The sequence below is a fragment of the Priestia sp. JV24 genome, assembly GCF_025910025.1.
Classification (GTDB): Bacteria; Bacillota; Bacilli; order Bacillales; family Bacillaceae_H; genus Priestia; species Priestia megaterium.
Window position 1 is genome coordinate 1 of the sequence record NZ_JAPCIN010000021.1, and the last position, 19,033, is coordinate 19,033.

18 protein-coding genes and 2 pseudogenes are annotated in these 19,033 nt (G+C 34.4%); 4 read left to right on the forward strand and 16 right to left on the reverse strand.

Annotated features, from left to right (window positions below):
- A partial coding sequence (locus OK414_RS19020) for an alpha/beta-type small acid-soluble spore protein (RefSeq protein ID WP_264363543.1) occupies positions 1-100 on the forward strand: 100 nt, incomplete at its 5' end.
- 125 nt (positions 101-225) lie between these two features.
- Positions 226-318 (forward strand): annotated as a pseudogene (locus tag OK414_RS19025) (AraC family transcriptional regulator); the annotation flags it as partial.
- Positions 319-592: 274 nt separating this feature from the next.
- Here OK414_RS19025 and OK414_RS19030 read toward each other — a convergent pair.
- Both OK414_RS19030 and OK414_RS19035 read right to left on the reverse strand, forming a co-directional pair.
- The gene (locus tag OK414_RS19030) at positions 593-901 is read right to left on the reverse strand and encodes a hypothetical protein (RefSeq protein ID WP_034649986.1); all 309 of its coding nucleotides are present in this window, start codon (positions 899-901) and stop codon (positions 593-595) included.
- A 54-nt stretch (positions 902-955) separates the two neighbouring features.
- On the reverse strand, positions 956-1,447 hold the full coding sequence (locus OK414_RS19035) for a DinB family protein (protein ID WP_034649984.1): 492 nt from the start codon (positions 1,445-1,447) through the stop codon (positions 956-958).
- 285 nt (positions 1,448-1,732) lie between these two features.
- Between OK414_RS19035 and OK414_RS19040 the strand changes: the two genes are divergently transcribed.
- Entirely contained in the window at positions 1,733-2,290 is a 558-nt protein-coding gene (locus OK414_RS19040; RefSeq protein ID WP_034649981.1) for an isochorismatase family protein, read from the forward strand.
- A 570-nt stretch (positions 2,291-2,860) separates the two neighbouring features.
- On the opposite strand, the gene ftsW is transcribed toward OK414_RS19040, so the two are convergent.
- Positions 2,861-4,051 (reverse strand): putative lipid II flippase FtsW, encoded by a 1,191-nt coding sequence (gene ftsW, locus OK414_RS19045; protein WP_263045356.1) that lies wholly within the window; start codon positions 4,049-4,051, stop codon positions 2,861-2,863.
- Positions 4,052-4,093: 42 nt separating this feature from the next.
- Positions 4,094-4,351 (reverse strand): hypothetical protein, encoded by a 258-nt coding sequence (locus OK414_RS19050; RefSeq protein WP_263045357.1) that lies wholly within the window; start codon positions 4,349-4,351, stop codon positions 4,094-4,096.
- A gap of 607 nt (positions 4,352-4,958) precedes the next feature.
- Between OK414_RS19050 and corA the strand changes: the two genes are divergently transcribed.
- Positions 4,959-5,918, forward strand: a complete 960-nt coding sequence (corA, locus tag OK414_RS19055) for a magnesium/cobalt transporter CorA (protein ID WP_034649974.1) — start codon at positions 4,959-4,961, stop codon at positions 5,916-5,918.
- 128 nt (positions 5,919-6,046) lie between these two features.
- Here the strand turns inward: corA and OK414_RS19060 are convergent, their stop codons facing one another.
- The 12 genes and pseudogenes from OK414_RS19060 to OK414_RS19115 form a co-directional block, all read right to left on the reverse strand.
- On the reverse strand, positions 6,047-7,402 hold the full coding sequence (locus tag OK414_RS19060; protein ID WP_034649972.1) for a TrkH family potassium uptake protein: 1,356 nt from the start codon (positions 7,400-7,402) through the stop codon (positions 6,047-6,049).
- A gap of 679 nt (positions 7,403-8,081) precedes the next feature.
- Positions 8,082-8,555, reverse strand: a complete 474-nt coding sequence (aroQ, locus tag OK414_RS19065) for a type II 3-dehydroquinate dehydratase (protein WP_016766257.1) — start codon at positions 8,553-8,555, stop codon at positions 8,082-8,084.
- 29 nt (positions 8,556-8,584) lie between these two features.
- Positions 8,585-8,977, reverse strand: a complete 393-nt coding sequence (locus OK414_RS19070) for a VOC family protein (RefSeq protein ID WP_016766258.1) — start codon at positions 8,975-8,977, stop codon at positions 8,585-8,587.
- 20 nt (positions 8,978-8,997) lie between these two features.
- Entirely contained in the window at positions 8,998-9,936 is a 939-nt protein-coding gene (locus tag OK414_RS19075; RefSeq protein ID WP_034649970.1) for a ketopantoate reductase family protein, read from the reverse strand.
- Positions 9,937-9,958: 22 nt separating this feature from the next.
- Positions 9,959-10,387: a MaoC family dehydratase gene (locus OK414_RS19080; RefSeq protein ID WP_263045358.1), complete on the reverse strand. Its 429-nt coding sequence runs from the start codon at positions 10,385-10,387 to the stop codon at positions 9,959-9,961.
- Positions 10,388-10,431: 44 nt separating this feature from the next.
- Complete coding sequence (locus OK414_RS19085) at positions 10,432-11,994, reverse strand: acyl CoA:acetate/3-ketoacid CoA transferase (protein WP_230586521.1); 1,563 nt, start codon at positions 11,992-11,994, stop codon at positions 10,432-10,434.
- Between the two features lie 35 nt (positions 11,995-12,029).
- Positions 12,030-12,924: pseudogene (locus OK414_RS19090) on the reverse strand (shikimate dehydrogenase).
- A 311-nt stretch (positions 12,925-13,235) separates the two neighbouring features.
- On the reverse strand, positions 13,236-14,126 hold the full coding sequence (locus OK414_RS19095; protein ID WP_016766261.1) for a LysR family transcriptional regulator: 891 nt from the start codon (positions 14,124-14,126) through the stop codon (positions 13,236-13,238).
- 756 nt (positions 14,127-14,882) lie between these two features.
- The gene (locus OK414_RS19100; protein ID WP_263045359.1) at positions 14,883-16,499 is read right to left on the reverse strand and encodes an FAD-dependent monooxygenase; all 1,617 of its coding nucleotides are present in this window, start codon (positions 16,497-16,499) and stop codon (positions 14,883-14,885) included.
- Between the two features lie 605 nt (positions 16,500-17,104).
- Positions 17,105-17,536: a VOC family protein gene (locus OK414_RS19105; protein ID WP_034649961.1), complete on the reverse strand. Its 432-nt coding sequence runs from the start codon at positions 17,534-17,536 to the stop codon at positions 17,105-17,107.
- Between the two features lie 224 nt (positions 17,537-17,760).
- Positions 17,761-18,129 carry a hypothetical protein gene (locus OK414_RS19110; RefSeq protein WP_016766264.1) on the reverse strand — a complete coding sequence of 123 codons (369 nt, stop codon included), beginning with the start codon at positions 18,127-18,129 and terminating at the stop codon, positions 17,761-17,763.
- A 660-nt stretch (positions 18,130-18,789) separates the two neighbouring features.
- Positions 18,790-19,033, reverse strand: a 244-nt coding sequence (locus OK414_RS19115; RefSeq protein WP_263045360.1) for a helix-turn-helix transcriptional regulator, incomplete at its 5' end; no start/stop codon positions are given.

Sequence of the window (19,033 nt, forward strand, 5' to 3'; positions counted from 1 at the left end):
AAATGGTTCAGTAGGTGGAGAAATCACAAAACGCCTTGTAGCAACTGCTCAACAACAATTAGCTGGTGGCTTTTCAGGACAATCTGGAACTTCTCGCTAATAACTCGTGAAGAATTATAAAAGGTTAGATAATTAAATAGGTCTTGATGGCTTTGGCTACCTACATTTGTAGGTAGCCTTATTGTTTTTAAGAAAACATCTCTTCACACTTGACGCCTTGGTTATAAAAACCTTTCTCATTTTAGCAGACAATTTAAAAGGTGGACTGGTTTAAGTCCTACAGAATTTCGGAAAAATTCTCTTCTGTATTTTTTCTAATATTTAACAATTATCCATAAATCCGTATACTGGAAATTAGCTCTTTCTTTTAGAATAGGCATAATTCCTATTTCTAAAAAAGATTGTAGCAATAAACAATAGAGAAAAGGAGTATGGAAAGTTCACTCTTTCTGAGCTTTCCATACTCCTTTCGTTATTTGTTGAAGTAAATCTAATAACTAACTTTTAGTAATGTAGGTTCTCGTAATTATGCTTAATGATGACAAATAACGATTTTTTCTTCAACATAAACAGTAGTTAAAAAGTTTATCATTCAATTAATGATATAAATTCTCCATATGTTCTTCCTTTTGCTATCTATAAAATTACCCCATCTTTCTCCTTGGCTAATATAATCATTAAACGTAGCATTCTTCATTACAATATGACCTCCACATTTATCTGCCAATTGCTTAGCAGACTCTTCATCAATAGGAAATGCTAACGATTCATCATTAGTAAATTCGTAACTGGATACCTCTTTCTTTTTTACGTTCTTATACGAATGGTATACGTAATATAATTTACCTACCTTTATAAAATAGTATGGATAATCTCTGTTAGGCAACTTACTTCCCTCCATTCTATCCCCTTAAAGCCCCTATAATGGAATAACTGTAAAGATAATGAAGTTTTTTTAAAAGCTGCGTTTCCCTGCCCAAGCTCCCTGCATTTTACTTAGGAATACAATTTGCCCAATATGATATGCATTGTGCAGTGCTAAACTCTTCAGTTCAAGCACTAATGACCTTTCTCCAGGGATCTGTCTATATAAATCTTCATGCTCTGATTTTGCTAGTATTTTTTCAAGTTCACGATGAACATAAAAGTATTCTTGCTTTGTTTCCTTCCAATTTTGAAACGTCTCAGTTGGTAATCGAAATGTAGATTCATTATCTTCTGCCTGTGGTTCATTCGCTGTTTCACCATGAAATCGCATCAGAAGTCTCTTTTCATAGAAAAGTAAATGACAAACTAATTCCCAAATGGAATTCATTTCTCCATCAACTGGTTTCCAAATAGCCTGTTCAAGCGTAGTACCCTCTAGCACTTTTTCAAGTGGTGGAAACCAGTCCTCTTTATCTAAGCAGCTTGCCCATTGTTGTAACAGAAGTATCTTTACATCCATTTTCTATTCCCTCCATTTCTGAATCCTTCAATCGCTTTATAAGTCCCTATTACTATCTTACATGGACTTAAAAAGATAAATTCCTTCTACGCCAAAGGGTTTCCTTTTTCATGTGTTCCGGAAAGCGAGATTATGGTAACTAACAGTGTACGGGAGATACACTGTGCGTTGATTATCAAAAAGAGATAACAATTTAAATAAAAGGTTATCCCACGATTATAGAGAAAACCTTAATATGAAAAAGAATAGATATAGAAATTATTTTTATATAAGGAGGATTTATCTATGAAACAAGCTTTACTTATTATTGATGCTCAACAAGAATTAATTGATGGTAACAAAGAAGAGGATAATGTTTTTGATAAAAAAACATTGTTGAACAACATTAACTTAACTATTGAAAAAGCACTAATCTCAAATTCAATGATTATTTTTATTCGGGATAAAGATGTTGCTTCTGGTCGAGGTGATGGATTTCAAATACACCAGGATATTAAGATACCTAATGAATCAAAAATATTTGATAAGGAAGCAACAAATTCATTCTATGGAACTCCATTGTTGAGCTATTTAACAGAAAATGAAATAGAACATCTAGTTATTATGGGATGTCAAACAGAACAGTGTATCGACACAGCTGTAAGAACTGCCACAATCAATGGTTTTGATGTCACTTTAGTTCGAGACGGACACTCCACAAAAGATTCCTCAACTTTATCTGCCCAACAGATCATTATGCATCATAATGAAATACTTGATGGTCATTATAATGTTGAACATTTTTCTGATGTTAGGAGTGCTCAAGAGGACTTATTTCAACCACGGCATAATAATTACCGATAATCCGTTTTATGTAAAGTAGCTCTGTATATTAATTGTTTTTTTTCTTTCAAAAAGGGGAAGGACCAAATAAGATCATGTTAATTCTTAGAGTTAACAGTTTTCCCCTTTTTCAACCTATTTCGTTGGATATAGGCGCCATAATAGGCGTCTTTTTTTTGCACAAAAAAGGCAATCTACTACGTTTTCATGAATATAGATAGAAGAATAATGAAGAAAGGGAAGGTGTGAATGATAAGAAAGTTATCTATTCCTATGTTAATTTTAATGATACTATGGACAATTATTCTTTGCCTAGAAAAACAAGTTACTGTGGCCTGTTTTCTATGGATCGTTTATAGCGCCTTACAGTTTTTTCGAAGGGCATAATTTTTATCTTCTAAATAAAGATTTTTAGGAAAGTATATGTATCGTACATAAGAGGATTTCTAATAGACCTTTGACTTCCTTTAGCCATACTACAAACTTAACCTCCTTACATAAACAAAAGACACTGGCTCTTAACCAGTGTCTTTTGTTTATCATTTCATTTTATCCGCAATAATTTTATAGAAATGTCATTCGAGTAAATTATTAGACGCTTTTCAGTTCCCTTGGATCTGTTACTTTGTTTTTGTATTTCTTTTCATATTTATTAAACATGGATATATTCGCTAGTACTCCTACAGCAAACATAAGCAATGTAAGAGAAGAACCACCATAACTTACAAAAGGTAGCGTTACACCTGTGATAGGAAGAAGGCCAGTTACTGCTCCTAAGTTAACAAATGCTTGAATGCCAATCATGACCGAAATACCGATAGCTAATAAGGCACCAAAAGGATCGTTGCATCTTCTTGCTATTTTTAGGCCTTGCAAGATAATAAAAAATAGTAACCCTAATACAAGCAGTACTCCCCAAAAACCTAATTCCTCAGCAATTACCGCCATAATAAAATCTGTATGTGATTCAGGTAGATAACCGGCCTTTTGAATGCCTTGTCCTAACCCTTCACCTGATAGTCCCCCAGTTCCTATAGCCAGGTAGGAATTAACCAATTGGTATCCATCTCCTTGCTGATTCGCAAAAGGATGGAGAAAACCAGTAAAACGAGCTAAACGAACAGGAGAAAAAACAGTAGCCATCTGTCCTGTTACTAATAAAATGATTAGCATAACGACCACACCTACAACTCCGAGTAAAGCAATCTTTAGCATTGATTTTATTGAAATGCCTGAACATAAAACAATAGCTAAAACGGTTCCTAAAATAAGTAGAATCCCACCATAATCAGGTTGTAAAGCAATTAAGAAACAAATAAACAACACAATAAGGATAGGCGGAATAATAGCGCGTTTTAGATCATTGATATACTCTTGTTTATTTGCAAAAACAGCCGATAAATATACAATAATCGTTAGTTTCGTAAATTCAAGTGGTTGTATTCGAATAGGGCCCAGTATAAGCCAACTTTGTGCATTTCCCGCGGTATGTCCAAAAATAAGGACCAAAGCAAGAAGCGTAATTACTGTTACTAATAGGATTTTTAATACTTTTTTCTCTCGATAAATTTTATAGGGAATAAAGGCAGAAACACAGAAAAAGAAGAAGCCTGCTATCAGAGCAAGTTTTTGCTTTTGATAAAAATAATCCCCTTCAACACCGTAACGACTAACCGCCGTTACCATACTAGCACTGTAAACCATGACTAAGCCGATGAGACTTAGAACAATTAGGGCTACAATAAATTTGTAATCATAACATTTTACTATTCTCTTAAACATAAAAATTCCTCGTTCCTTGCAAGTATAACATTCTTATTTTCATCATAAAAAAAAGATTCTTAGTAAATTATATAGAGTAAAAAGAACACTCAATAGTATAATAACAGTTCCTCGCGCTTTGTTCTTTCCGACGATATAATCATTTACACCATGTAAGAGAAAAGATACTGCAACCATAAGAACAGCTATATTGTACCAGTAATCGCTATCAAATAGCCAAGCTATACTCATACAAATAAGCAATACAATCAACGTTGCATTTCGAATTCGACTATCAATAAAAATTTGTGCGTAGTTCATGAAAATCTCCTATTACTTTGTCTTTTATTATATATAGTTACCTTTTATTCTTTCTTATCCGTCTCACCTTATTATCTTATATACTTCTTAGACGTTCCTGTTTTTAAGATTAATAATCCTCTTTCTTCCAAAAAGTTAGGAAATATAGAACATTTTTGTATATAATAAGTCGTTTTATATGTTTTAATTATAGACATTAGGATAAAGAAAACAATAAAAAACGAATCTTTTCTTTTTTATACAATTCGATATTATACAGCTAAATTGATTTTAGTACTTTTTGTACCGGATTAAAATGTGAAGAGAGACTTATCACTTATTTAGTATTCTCACACTTAAACGTGAGAAGTAAGGAGAATTACTATGTCATTGACCACTACAGATCATTTCTTTCATTTCTTAATACTGGATATCATCCTTAGTTTCCTCCTCCTCTGTTTTATTATTTTTATAGATAAATATTTTAGGAAAAATAAAGATACAAGTGAAGAAAAGAGAAGAAAATATCAGAAAGATTTTATTGCCTTGTTAGCAGTGGGATTAATCGTTTATTTTATGTAACATACTATACAATAGAGAATGATTAATCACATGAAGGAGCAGGATCATGATTCGAACAATCGCTATTACACAAGACTTACACGTCAAAGAAGATGTCCCCCTTGATCACTTATCTGACCCTTCAATTAAGTGGTTCTGGGTAGATCTTGCCTCTCCATCTGAAGAGGAAGCAAAAGTGTTAGAGACGTTTTTCCACTTTCACCCTTTAGCTATCGAAGATTGTCTTCATTTATTACAACGTCCTAAACTTGATTATTATGAGGGTTACAGCTTTTTAGTTCTTCATTATTTAAATAGCAACACGTTAGATGTTGAAGAAGTAGACTTATTTATTGGGGAAAATTATTTAGTGACCTTTCACTTTAAACCGGTACTCAGTATTGAAACAGTACGACAACGCCTTTTACAACATCCTAGTGGATTTAATAAAGGAGTGTCCTATATTGCTTATGCGGTTCTAGACCAATTAGTGGATGATTACTTCCCAATTGTGTATGAAATTGAGGATAAATTAAATGAAATTGAAAGCAGAGATGCCAAAAAATCAATTGCTTTACTGATGAATGATGTTTTTGATATCCGAAGTGATTTATTAAAGCTCAGAAAAACCATTCTTCCTATGCGTGACTTGCTATATCGAATTATTAATTCTGAACGTTTATATATACCTGCGGAGCAGAAAGCCTATTTCAATGACATCTATGACCACTTGATAAAATTAACAAGCATGGTGGAAGCCAATCGAGATATGACATCTGATATGAGAGATAATTACCTTTCACTTAACGCCAATCGGATGAACTCCATTATGATGACATTAACGATTATTTCCTCTATTTTCATCCCCCTTACATTTGTCGTAGGGTTATATGGGATGAACTTTGATCATATGCCAGAACTTCACTGGCACTACGGGTATTATATTGTTTTAGGAATTATGGCTTTAATGACAATTGGCATGATTCTCTGGTTTAAACAAAAAGGCTGGTTTAATGTAAATAAATAACCTCAACAATATGCTGACGTATCTTCCAAAAATGCTTAGTTAAAAGCAGCCCTAAAGAATGGGGCTGCTTTTTAAGATTTCCAATAATTACGAATATATTGACCAAAGCATATATTTAAAATAGATTTTTAACCAATAAGAATCTTTTCTTCTGCATACCGAATTTTAGCTTGCTTATTTGAGCGAATTGCAAGTACGAACCCAATAGTAAGAGGACCTACTCTACCAATAAACATCATAACCGTAATGAGAATTCGGCCGATAGGACTTAAGTCGCCTGTAAAGTTAGCACTTAATCCAACTGTTCCAGAAGCAGAAAACGTTTCAAACAAAAGAGTAGCCATATCTACACCTTTTTCTGTAATTGTAAGTAGAAAGAAAATAATAGAAACAAAAATAATTCCAGAAGTAGTAATAGAAAAAGCTCTATAAACAAGTGATTTAGGAATTCGGCGTCGAAAAACATTAATCTCTTCTTTATTTGTCAATACTGACCATAAAGCAAACAATATTAAGACAAACGTCGTTATTTTGATTCCACCACCTGTCGAACCTGGCGCTGCTCCAATAAACATGAGCCCCATCATATACACTTTTGAAGGTAATGTGAGCGCCCCAATATCCACGGTATTAAAACCAGCAGTACGAGGAACTACTCCCTGAAAGTATGCTGCCCACCATTTATCGCCCATGCTCAATTCACCTAAAGTATGAGGATTATGATATTCTAAAGCAAAAATAATCAGTGTGCTTACGACATTTAAGAGGATAGTTGAAACTAATACAATTTTAGTGTGAAGAGAAAACTTCCTTATGTTTCGTTTTCGAAAAATATCTGCAATGACAAAAAATCCAGTCCCTCCTATTATGAAAAGTGACGTAATCATAATATTTACGGTTGGATCTCCTACCCATTTACTTAAATTATCTGGTTCCAAACCAAATCCTGCATTGTTAAAAGCAGAGACAGAATGGAATATGCCATAATAGATTGCTCTTCCCCAGCTCATTTCTTGCGACCAACGAATAGCTAGGATAAGAGCTCCAATCCCTTCCACAGCCAATGTAATTAGCACAACACGTTGGACTAATGCAATAACGCCTTGTAGCGAAAAAGCATTTAGAGATTCCTTAAGTATTAGCCTTTGTTGTAATCCGATTTTTTTACCTAGCACAATAAACATGAGTATACCAATAGTCATGAATCCCCAGCCACCAACTTGGATGAGCACAAGCAAAATGAGCTGTCCAAATAAAGTAAATGTAGTCCCCGTATCTACAACAGCTAGTCCGGTTACACATACAGCAGAAGTGGCTTCAAAGAGAGCATCAATAAAGCTTAAATGATGTCTATCACTCGTGGCAGCAGGAATCATTAATAAGCAGGTGCCGAGTAATATTAATCCTAAAAACCCAACGAACAAAATACTTGCAGGTTCCAGATGCTTCACTTTATGTTTTTTACGTGGCTTAGAAATTATCATATTACATTTCCCTTCAAAATGTTTTGAGTAAAGATTTATTATATATCATACCCATTTATTTCAAAAGATGGTCATTGTTTTTATTGCCTTCAGTGTTTACGGTAAAATCCATTGTGTAAACTAATTTTTGTATATGATATATGTTTGATTACACTCAATATTTAATTAAGAGAACATAAAAAAAAGAGCACATCCAAAAGGTTTGCTCTTTTTTATTGTTTAAATCTTACGCTGTTTGTACTCATTTCTTTTCTACTGTTTTTTGTTTCGTTATATAAGCAGCAGCTAAAAAAAGAAACCCTTGTCTATATAGACAAGGGTTTTCAAAATTTATTGGAGTTGGAGAATATGTTATTGGTCTGACCAGATTTGTAGATTCATATACATATATCTTCAAAAATAAATCTTGTATCCGACTATAATTTCATAAAATAACTTTAATATTTATCATAATCTATTATGTAAATATTAAAGTATTTTATATATTATTAATGTTTTATCATTTACTTGTAATAGATGATATAGCAGCATGGATTTGGAAAGCATAAAAGTAAATATGGCTCTGGTGTGAAAAATTCAAAGTGCTTGAAAGTAAATTGAATTTTTTACACCAGAACCAGATAGATGATTAACTTCTTCATACTATTTGAAATTAGACTTGCCCATTTCTTGTTTGCTTCTAAATAGAAGTATTAAGTTCTCCTTTTCTATTTTTTTCATTCATTAAGGTTTTTGCAGCTCTTAACGCTAAAAGATAGCTGTCAAAGCCAAAACCGCAAATTTGTCCCTGCGCAATTTCCGCAAATACAGAATGATGTCTAAATTCATCTCGGGCATGAATATTAGACATATGAATCTCAATAAACGGGACTTCAAGAATGTCCAAAGCGTCTCTTAATCCATAACTATAGTGGGTCCATGCACCAGCATTAATGATCACTGCATTCACTTTATCAAAATACCCTTGATGAATTCGATCAATCATTTCACCTTCTGAATTTGTTTGAAAAACCTCTAATTCAAGTCTCAGCTCTTTAGCTAGTTGAAACATACTCTCATTAATTTCATCAAGAGTAATAGATCCATAGATTTTAGGATTTCTTTTTCCAAACATATTATGGTTTATCCCATGCAACATCAGTACTTTCCCCATCATAATCACTCCAATGCTATTTAAAATAGTTAGTCTTCCATCCATGGATATACAGTTAATGCTTCTTCAACGGAACCTTCTTTTGCCTGGATCAGTTCCAGATTTAAACCATCCGGAAGGACCACCCAATTATGTCCTTTAGGTAATTCGGTAACATTCCATTTATAAACTTCTTCCATAGCAGCCTCTAAATCTTCCACCATGATTCCTAAATGCGCCAGTCTTCCTTCGACACCTGAGAAGTTAGGATCTGCGATCAGTTGAACTCCACCAATAGTCCATATTTGTCTAGGGTTATCTTTTCCCCCATCCATTTTACGAATCGACATATTTAATGCCTCTTTAAAAAAACGAATGTGCCAATCAATATCCTTTACACGAATAGCTGAATGTTCAAGATATGCTTTTTTCTGATAGGGCAAATTTCAGTCATCCTTCCTTATCAAGAATTTATGTATTTTTCCACCCAAGTTTCAATCCCTTTTACGTTCGCAACCAACGCTTTATTAACTGGTGTTGCGACATTACTTTTCTCTCCCCATCGGACAATTGCTCCATTGATATAATCGATTTCTGTTTTTTGGCCTTTTTCAAGACTTTGCAGCATGGATGTTTTAAATTCATATGGTAATCCTGCTGCTGCTTTCAACCAAATATCTTCGGGGTCCTCCGTTGATAAAATAATGCCGTTTGCTTTAGCAACATTTATACCCTCTAAAATAGCTTCAAAAGCACAATCTCTAATTTCAGGAATTTGGTATAAATCTCCATATGGTAATTTCGTAATACCACATAAAGCCCCCGTTGCCACATTAATTAAAAGTTTGTCCCAAATCATTCCTGTGGTATTACTACTAACCTCTGTTAATAACCCACATTTTGTCAATATATCTGCGACTCTCTGAATCCTTTTTGTTTTTTCGCCATTCATCTCACCAATAAAAGTAATCTTTCCCTTTGTTCCGGCAATCACATGTCCTGGTCCAAGTAATACGCCGCCAACATAAGTTTTTCCACCGATAACACGATCGTTGCCGATAACCTCGGCAATAGTTTCCTCATTTCCAAGACCATTTTGCAATGACATGACCAATGTATCTTCCCCAATAATGGATGAAGCATTTTCAATCGCATTTCTTGTATGAAAAGACTTCACCAATACTATTACAAGATCCACTGCTCCAATTCCCTCACAGTTTGTTTGGGCATTTACCCTAACAGCCCTATCATTCGTTCCATCCCTAAGAATCAACCCCTTTGTATTGATTGCATTCACATGATCAGCCCGTTGATTTATTAAATAAACATCTTGCCCTCCCTCCGCCAGAGTGCCACCAATGGAACTTCCTAAAGCACCTGCGCCAAGTACACAGATTTTCATTTATCTCACTCCTTTGCATTGTTTAATTTTCAAAAAACTTTAATGTATGCTGTGCCACCACGCACAATTCTTTATTTTGATTGTAAATTTCAACCTTGGCATATGACTTCAATGATTCTTGATCAACTTCAATAATCGTATAAACAGCTGTAACTGTATCGCCAAAATATACTGGTCTTGTAAAACGTAAACGATCGTAGCCATAGGACACACTTGGCATTTCTGATCTCGCTTGGGTTTGAATTAATGTTGATGCCGTACTTCCAAGTGCAAAAGTTAATACCCCATGTACAATCCGTGTTTTATATGGCGTTGTTTTCATAAATTCTTCATTCATATGCATTTGACTAAAATCCCCGGTAATCCCAGCAAACAAATAAACATCTGATTCACTAATTGTCTTGGTATAAGAAACCGTATCTCCTACTTCAAAAGGAACTTTCTTACTCATAATCTTCCTCCTAGCAATCATTTAATATAGTATGAACAAATCTCTTATACTTCCATTTGCTCCCAATCCTTTTTAATTCCCATATCCTCTGCAAAAAATAATCTGCTATGCATTTCTTTTAAATCAGCAGAAATTTGAGGTCTAAATGACATTTTCTCAATGATTTGAGTTTCTATATCAATTCCAGGTGCGACTTCACATAATTCCAGTCCGTCTGTTGTTAAGCGGAAAACGGCTCTTTCCGTGATATAGAGAACTTCTTGCCCTCTTTTTAATGCATCCCTTCCATTAAAAGTAAGCTCTTCAAGTTGAGGAAGAAGTTTCTTAAATCGGCCTTCTTGTTCAATTTGCAGCTTACCTTTTTCAATCTTCGTTTTAAGGCCGCCGGCTGTCAGTGTTCCACAAAAAACAATCTTTTTTGTATTTTGACAAATATCTATAAACCCGCCTGTTCCCATGATTTTCCCATTAAATTTATGCACATTGACATTTCCTGCTTGGTCCAGTTCTGCAAAGCTTAAGAAGCAGACGTCAAGACCACCGCCATCATAAAAGTCAAACTGTGAAGGCATATCTAACAATGCATGGGTATTGATGCTTGCTCCAAAGAAAATGCCTTGTGCTGTGACACCGCCGATTGGTCCAGTTTCCACCGTTAAGGTAAATTGTTCATCAACACCTTCTTCACGAGCTACACTTCCAATTCCATCGGCAATTCCAACACCAACGTTTCCCACATTTCCTGGTTTAACTTCAAACAATGCACGCCGAGCGATCATTTTTCGATGATTAAGCGGAAGCCGGGTAACTTCACTTGTTTCCGCGATATAATCTCCTGACATAAAACGATTAACTCCACCCGTGTACAGCTGTGATTGTTCTTCATCAACAACGACAATATCGATGTTGTAGCCTGGAATTTTTATCGATTTTGGATGAAGAGTATTTGACTTTACTACCCTTTTTACTTGTGCAATAACAAGCCCTCCATTGTTATGGACAGCCTGGGCCATCGCTAAAGTATCCAGATACGCAATTTCATCTTCCATACTGATATATCCTTCACGATCTGCAGTTGTTCCGCGGATAATGGCAACATCAGGTCGAATCGCTGGATAGAACAGCCACTCTTCACCATTAATTTCCATTAATTTAATAAGATCTTCTTTGGTACAATCATTTAGTTTTCCACCCTTTTGCCGTGGGTCAATAAATGAACCTAAGCCAACATGGGTTAATATTCCAGGATGTCCAGCTGCAGCGGCTCTAAATAATTGACAAAGTACGCCTTGCGGGAAATTATATGCTTCGATTTCATTATTTTCAGCCATTTCACAGAGTCTAGGGGATTGTCCCCAATGTCCTCCAACTATTTTTCGTACTAGTCCCTTTTTGGCAAGTGGTGACATTCCTCTGTCCGCCCGGTCGCCTAATCCTGTTGTATGGATAAACGTTAAATCTTTTGGCAAGTGTGTTTCTTCATATCTTTTTGACAATGCTTCTATAAGCTTAGTAGGCTCTAATAGACCCCCACCAGCTCCACAGATAGCAACTATTGCTTCATTTGGGATATACTTTACAGCCTCTTCAGCACTAAGTACTGACACTAAATTCCCCTTTTTCTTTGGCTTTTCCAAGATAGTCACTTCCTTTCTGTTTTTTGAGACATTTGTTCCTTTACATAATCAACGGGCATTTCTTCACATGTCCAAAGTTCGAATGCTTTAGCTCCCTGCCATAGCATCATGCCCAATCCATTGATTGCTTTACAGCCAACAGATTCAGCCATTTCAAACAATTTCGTTTTTCGGGGATTATATATAACGTCTGAAACGATTAACTCTGGACGAAGCCATGATGAGTCTGGGATTATACTCTGTCCTTCAAGAGGATTCATCCCAACCCTGGTTGCATTTGTTAAAATATCACTGCTTCCAATAGACGATCTAAGAAGTTCTGTATCTTCGATATGATGAACCGTTGCCTTACAATTACCATCGATTTCATTGTTAATAATGTCCGCATTTTTTAAAGCCCGTAGATATGATTCATCCTCCCGGTTGAAAATGTAAATTTCAGATGCACCGTCAATAGCACATTGAATCGCTACAGCGGAGCCAGCACCTCCCGCGCCCATAAGTGGCATTTTCTTTCCTTGAATGTCTACACCACTTTCCTTTAATCCACGTACGTACCCTATACCATCTGTGTTATAGCCAATTAATTTTCCATTTTCATTCACGACGGTGTTTACCGCACCAACAAATCTTGCAGCTGGTGTTACCTCATCTAAGTAAGGTAAAATTTTCATTTTGTTAGGCATAGACACATTAAAACTACGCATGTTTAGTGCACGGAATCCTGCCAATACATCTTCTATTTGTTGATTCGCCACTTCAAAAGCCATATAAAGATAGTTAAGACCTAGTTTACAAAATGACGTATTATGGCATCACCGGTGATAAAGAGTGTCCAATCGGGGTTGCAATTAATCCTATTAATTGAGTTCTTCCATCAATTCGTCCTTGATCTGCCATAAAAAAACTTCCTTATATTATCCTTATTTTTAATACCTAATTTAGATTAATCTAACTTCTTCATAACCAATACCTATGAAAACGATTACAAATTGATCATTTAAAAAACTTAATTAAATATGAACTTACTGCCTTTTGAAATCATTTTATTATACGTTGCAATCAATAATCCAATTGGTAATTATTATTCACTTATAGGTTTTGTCTATAATTTATCAAAACAAAGTGTATTTATTACTAATGAAACAGAGAGAGCTAATTATAACAGTTTATCTTTGTCATAATTAGCTCTCTTTTAATTACTATTTCAATCAAATTTGCTGATTATTATTTTCTATGATAAAGTCTCGAAACTGTTGAACAATTGGAGGCAAATATCTGTTTTTTCTAACTGCCATGTAAATAGACTGCTGATAAATAGGCTCTTTAGTAGGAAGGATTTTTATATCAAAATAGTTCAATGTGGAAACAAGCGGAAGAATCCCAATACCTTGATTTGCTTCGACTAAACCTATCAATGCATTATCTTCTGCTACCTCACAAGAAATTTCAGGGACAATCCCTGCTCCTGCAAACAATTTATCTAAAATCGGTCGCAGGCCACTGTTTTTATTAAAGCAGACAAGCTTGTAACCTGCGATATCTTTTAATTCAACAAATTCGCGTTCTGTCAGTGGATGATTCTTATTAGTGATTAACACGATCTCTTGTTTGGCAAGCGGTAGCAATTCAATATCTGGTTCATTTTCAATGTTAGTGCAAAACGCAATATCATAATTTTCTTCCTTGAGACCTTTAATGACCATTTGTGTTGTCCCCTGATAACAGGAAAAAGCAATTTCCGCATTAGAGTTTTCATTTACAAACTGTTGAATCAATGACGGTACAAAATTGGTTCCCAATGAATAAATAAAAGCAAGGTCGATTACACCAGAGGTTGTACTTATCAATTTTTGAAGGTTTCTCTCCCCCTTTTCAATTTCAGTTAGTCCTTTCTCAACATACGGTAAAAACGATTGTCCAAATTTGTTTAACTTTACATTACGCCCTTTTCTTTCAAAAAGCTTAACACCTAACTCTTTTTCAAGTTCTGAAATAGCTTGGCTAAGACTGGGCTGTGTAATAAATAGCTGCGAAGCTGTCCTTGTAAAATGTTCCGTTTTAGCTAATAATCGAAAATATTGTAATTGTTTAAGATTCAAACGTGCCAATCCCTTTCAAAAGGATTAATCTCACAAAAATATGTTATTAATCACTTTTTATTTTTTTTCTTCTCTTTTTATTATTTTACTATGATGTTTCAAATACAATAAATTTTCACTAGATTGATCTAAAGTGGTTCTTTATTAGCATAAAAATCAAATCTCAATATGTAATTAAGTAGATTTGATGCTATCTGTAAGAACAAAAAAACACAAACCACTATATATGGTTTGTGTTTTTGGAGCTAAGAAATAGCATTAAAAGAAAGATTGTCTAATAACATAGTAACAATTTAACGCTTTAAAGAATTATTGTATTCATAAAAATTGTACAGAAAATATATAAGCATTTAATGTTAACACATTTTAAATAATGTAATCTTTATTAAAGACACAAGATGAAGTTTTTTATTTTCAATTTTATTTATCTTATTAAAAACACATTAACGTTACATACTTGTATTTTTTCTATTATTCCTTTTTTCTTTTTCATGCCTAAAAGAAAAAAAGGAAAGTTAGGCTCCGTTTGACAACTATCTTATTTTTAATATTATTTTCCCTTTCGCCCTTCCTGACTCCGCATTTAATTAAGATAAATGCTAGTTAACATAGTCACCATCTTAGGAACCAGACAAAAAATAACCCTTGTGACAAGGGTTATTTTTTATCTCAACAATTTTTGTTTAGTTTAAATATTTAATTATCATTACTTAATCTTTAACTAATTTTAAATCAGGAGCATGCTTATTAGTTTATCTACCATAGTATGCTAGCCATGACCTGCTTAAGAAGCAGATGAGGATTTGATGCCCCCTCTTTTGTACGCCATGCTACAAAACCGTCTGGTCTTATCAATACAGCTCCTTGAGAGGTAACATCGTACAATGCTTCCCAGCTATCCTCATACTCAACACAATCTCCTTGTGAACCGATTCCATAAACGTTAATAGGAACACCTAAGTGAGAAGATACATTTCGGGCAGCAGTGCGCCACGGGCTATTATCTTTTCCCGTAAATAAGACGAAATTTTCTCCTATTAAATCCAAGGTAGATATACGCTTACCTTGATACCTCAACCACATATGTGGAGCACGTGTACCTGGTCTTCCGTTTAGCTCTAATTGGTCCATTCTATGTGTTGTCTCGGAGTTTTCCTCAATAATGGCTGTTGAGTTATATTTATACCCTACAGTAACTGCAAGATGATCCATATTATTGAGGGTGCTTACACCTTTCTTAATAACACTGAATAACAAATTACTTGCATATTCCGTTGTTACTTCTGCAGCATAGTGTCTTTCATCATGATAAGTTTGGAGCAATCGTGAATGGGCTTGTTTGTGTATCACTGCAGCTAACTTCCAAGCTAAATTATGAGCATCTTGAATACCTGTATTCGAACCAAATCCTCCCGCAGGTGGCATAAGATGCGCTGCGTCTCCAATTAGAAAGACTCGATTATCTTGAAAACGAGTAGCTGTCTGTTCTGCAGCTGCCCAAGGTAAAATACTGAAGATGACAATATCAAGATTTGAAACTCCTATAGCTTTTTTTAAAATCTCACAGCATCGCTCTTCAGAAAAATCTTCTGGACTTTCGCCATTTGTGGGATTATAGGCCACGTGGTAAATCCATTCATCACGATTATTAACGGTGATGAGCGCACCAAATACCTCTGGATTTAGGATTTGAATCCAGCCAAACTGGCTAGGCTTTAGAAAGCGACTTAGATCAGCCTGAAAATAGATATTAATATAATGTCCGCCGATGACTCCTCTTCCTGTAGTTGGAATTTTTGTATGTTGACGAATTGTGCTTTTAGCGCCGTCTGCCGCAACTAAATAATCACTTCGAATCTTTTCTTTTGTCCCTGTCTCTCGGTTTATTATAGTGGCTGTTACTCCTAAATCACCTTGTTGATACTCTATAAGTTCAGTATTATAGCGTATATGCCCTTTTCCCTCTTTAGCAGCTTGAAGAAGGATAGGCTCTAGTTCAATTTGATAACAAGATGCTGGCTTTGAAGGGCTCACCTTTTCAAAATTTTCTATTCTCTCTTTCTCAAGAGCCTTTTGGGAGTTCTCCGCAGTTTCTAATTTCTCAGGATCTATGCTTTTGATTGTCTCTACCGCAATCCTTCCGCGAATATTATCTAATGGTTCACTAGCAGTCCGAATAGCTGCCTCCAATCCAAGTTGTCGAAATATTTCCATCGTACGAAATGTAATCCCTCCGGCTTTTGGATGGATAGCTGTACCAGTGTGTTTTTCAATGAGTAAATAATCAACGTTATGACGTGCCAAAAAGAGAGCAGAGGTGAGTCCACTAAGACCTCCCCCTACTATTAAAACAGGAACATGTTTGTGTATCATAGAAATTTTCCTTTCAATTTTAAATGTACCCCTGGGCCTTACTGAATTCAGTAATCAAACTATAATATAAAAAAAAATGAAATTGTAGACTGTTTTTAGGTTATGTTTTATAATGATAATAGAGTACGCCCCCAAATAAGGGGCGTTTTTTTCTATAACTTTTAAAAGAATACTCATTAATGTTAATGGAAACAACAGACACTTCCTGACTTTATACATATTCCATTCCATATTATCTTACTATCTGTGTCCTTATATTTTATACATGTTAAGTTCTCATAATGGATTTTATCGGTATGAAATAGAAAAGAAACCTTTTAATTTTAATAAAAAGAAACCGTTTTCTTTTTTTTGCTTTCTCAAAATGATTTGATAGGTTATAATAAATACCTACAAAAATATTAAATGATATGTAAGTAACAAGCAATTACACCCTTAATATTTAACTAAAAGAAAAACCCACCATTCAAATTAGGTGGGTTTTTCTTCTTTAAATATATGTGATGCACATCCTTAGTTAACATAAAACACATTCCGGAACCCAACCAAGAAAAGCTTGCAGGAGAAGAACTCTTGAAATAATAAGAATAACGGCTTTTCATTAATTACTCATTATCAGCCGATTGTGTGGAAATTTGCCAAGTAACACCGAATTTATCTGTTACTTGTCCATATGATGGGCTCCAAAAAGTTTCTTGAAGTGGCATTCCTACTTGACCACCTTCTTTCAGCTTTTCGAACACTTCTTTTGATTTTTCTACACTGTCTATAGTGATAGCTACCGTTACTTGTGATCCAATTTGGTATGGTTGACCCGGGAATGTATCAGAAAGCATCAAATCATTATCACCAACTTTTAAGTGCGCATTCATTACACGGTCTATTGCTTCTATAGGAGTAGGGAATTCTGGATTTCCGGGCATTTCTCCGAACGTTTGAACTCCAATAACTTTTGCATCCAATGCTTTTTCGTAAAATTTAACAGCTTCTTGTCCATTACCGTTCATAACTAAATAAGGATAAATTCCTAAAACCATTAAAAACACCTCTTTTAAAATTTTAGTTAGACTTTACTAAATCAAAGTTAGATGAAAAAAGAACTCACGTTTGATTTAGTCATAACTCTCACTACGTATCTATACAACAAATTCATTGGGTTATCCTGCAGCGTTAGTTTATTAAGAAAAAAAGATACACGTACATCTGCAAACGTAGAATTCTATGTACACCATATACCAACCTAGTTACCATAAAACCATTTCTAGGAATCTAAAACCTCTTTTAGTACAACTTTAAATTTTGGTCTAAATACTAAATCCATAATCGTTATAAAACGGTCAATTCCTTGATCTATAAATAATCGAATTGCTTTGCTTTCTTTATTATCATTCATGATCTCAATCTTTGTAACCGATTCGAGACTGTAGTAAAAGATCTCATCACCTTCTAAATCCTTTACTGAAAGCGAGAAAGAATTATAAAATGGTGAGATTTTCACTTCAAACCTGTTCATTTCGCTCGTAAAGATAAAAGTGGATTCATCGTACAAAAAGCTCTCATTTTGGTCTTTTTTAAGTGGAATACATTCAAATAATGAAATAAAGTCTAATTCTTCGGGACAATCTCGCATTTGTTTCCTCCTTGGTCGTAACTATCTATTTAAATAGCTCCTTTTGCACAGTATTAAAAAACAAAAATCCCTCAATTATTTTCCCATATACTTTAATACTCTTCAATTACCTTATGTATATTCCATACAAAGTTATTTAATATAATCACAGTGATTGGTAGCATTTCTAAAATTAATGTTTAAAATGGATGGTTTATGAAGGAATAAAACAGCCTACGTATAGTAAGCTAATCATCATTAAATACTTATTTTACCTTACCTATTATAAGTAAGGCCAATGCATAACAAAAGCTAGCCAATAATGAAATAGCAGCTAGTGTTAGCTATTTAAATGAAAGTGAAAGTAGTAATGGCAGCTTTGAAAAAGCTAGTACAGTAGATGCAATTGATTTGTTATTGCAAAATCCAAAAGACCGTTCAAAACGAGTGTATCGAGGTTTTTATTTTGAGGATGATGTGTTACGTATTATTGATCGAGTCCCAAAAAGTTATAAATCAGAATTAGTGAATGAAGCTCTGAGAAAAGTGTTTAAGGAAAAGGGATTAGTAGACTAAAAAAAAGCAGCATTAAGCCTGCTTTTTCTAGCCTTAAAGGCATTTATATGATTATGAAATGCGTATTATCTTCTGTGAAGGTTCTTGATGTAGATTTTGAAATTGCTAAACAGCGTCTGTCATCGATTCAGTATTCAATTTCTTTAAGATACTTTTTCTTTGATTTTTAATGGTGCTTTCTTCTGTATGAAAAAGGCTTTGTATTTTTGAAATAGAATAACCATCAATAGCAAAAGCAAAGACTTCTTGTTCTACTTTAGTAAATTGGTTCATAAAGAATTTCTCTTTAAGGATTTTGCATTCTTCTTCTACATTCTTCAGTCGAACAACTTCATTAACTAAAGAGGTG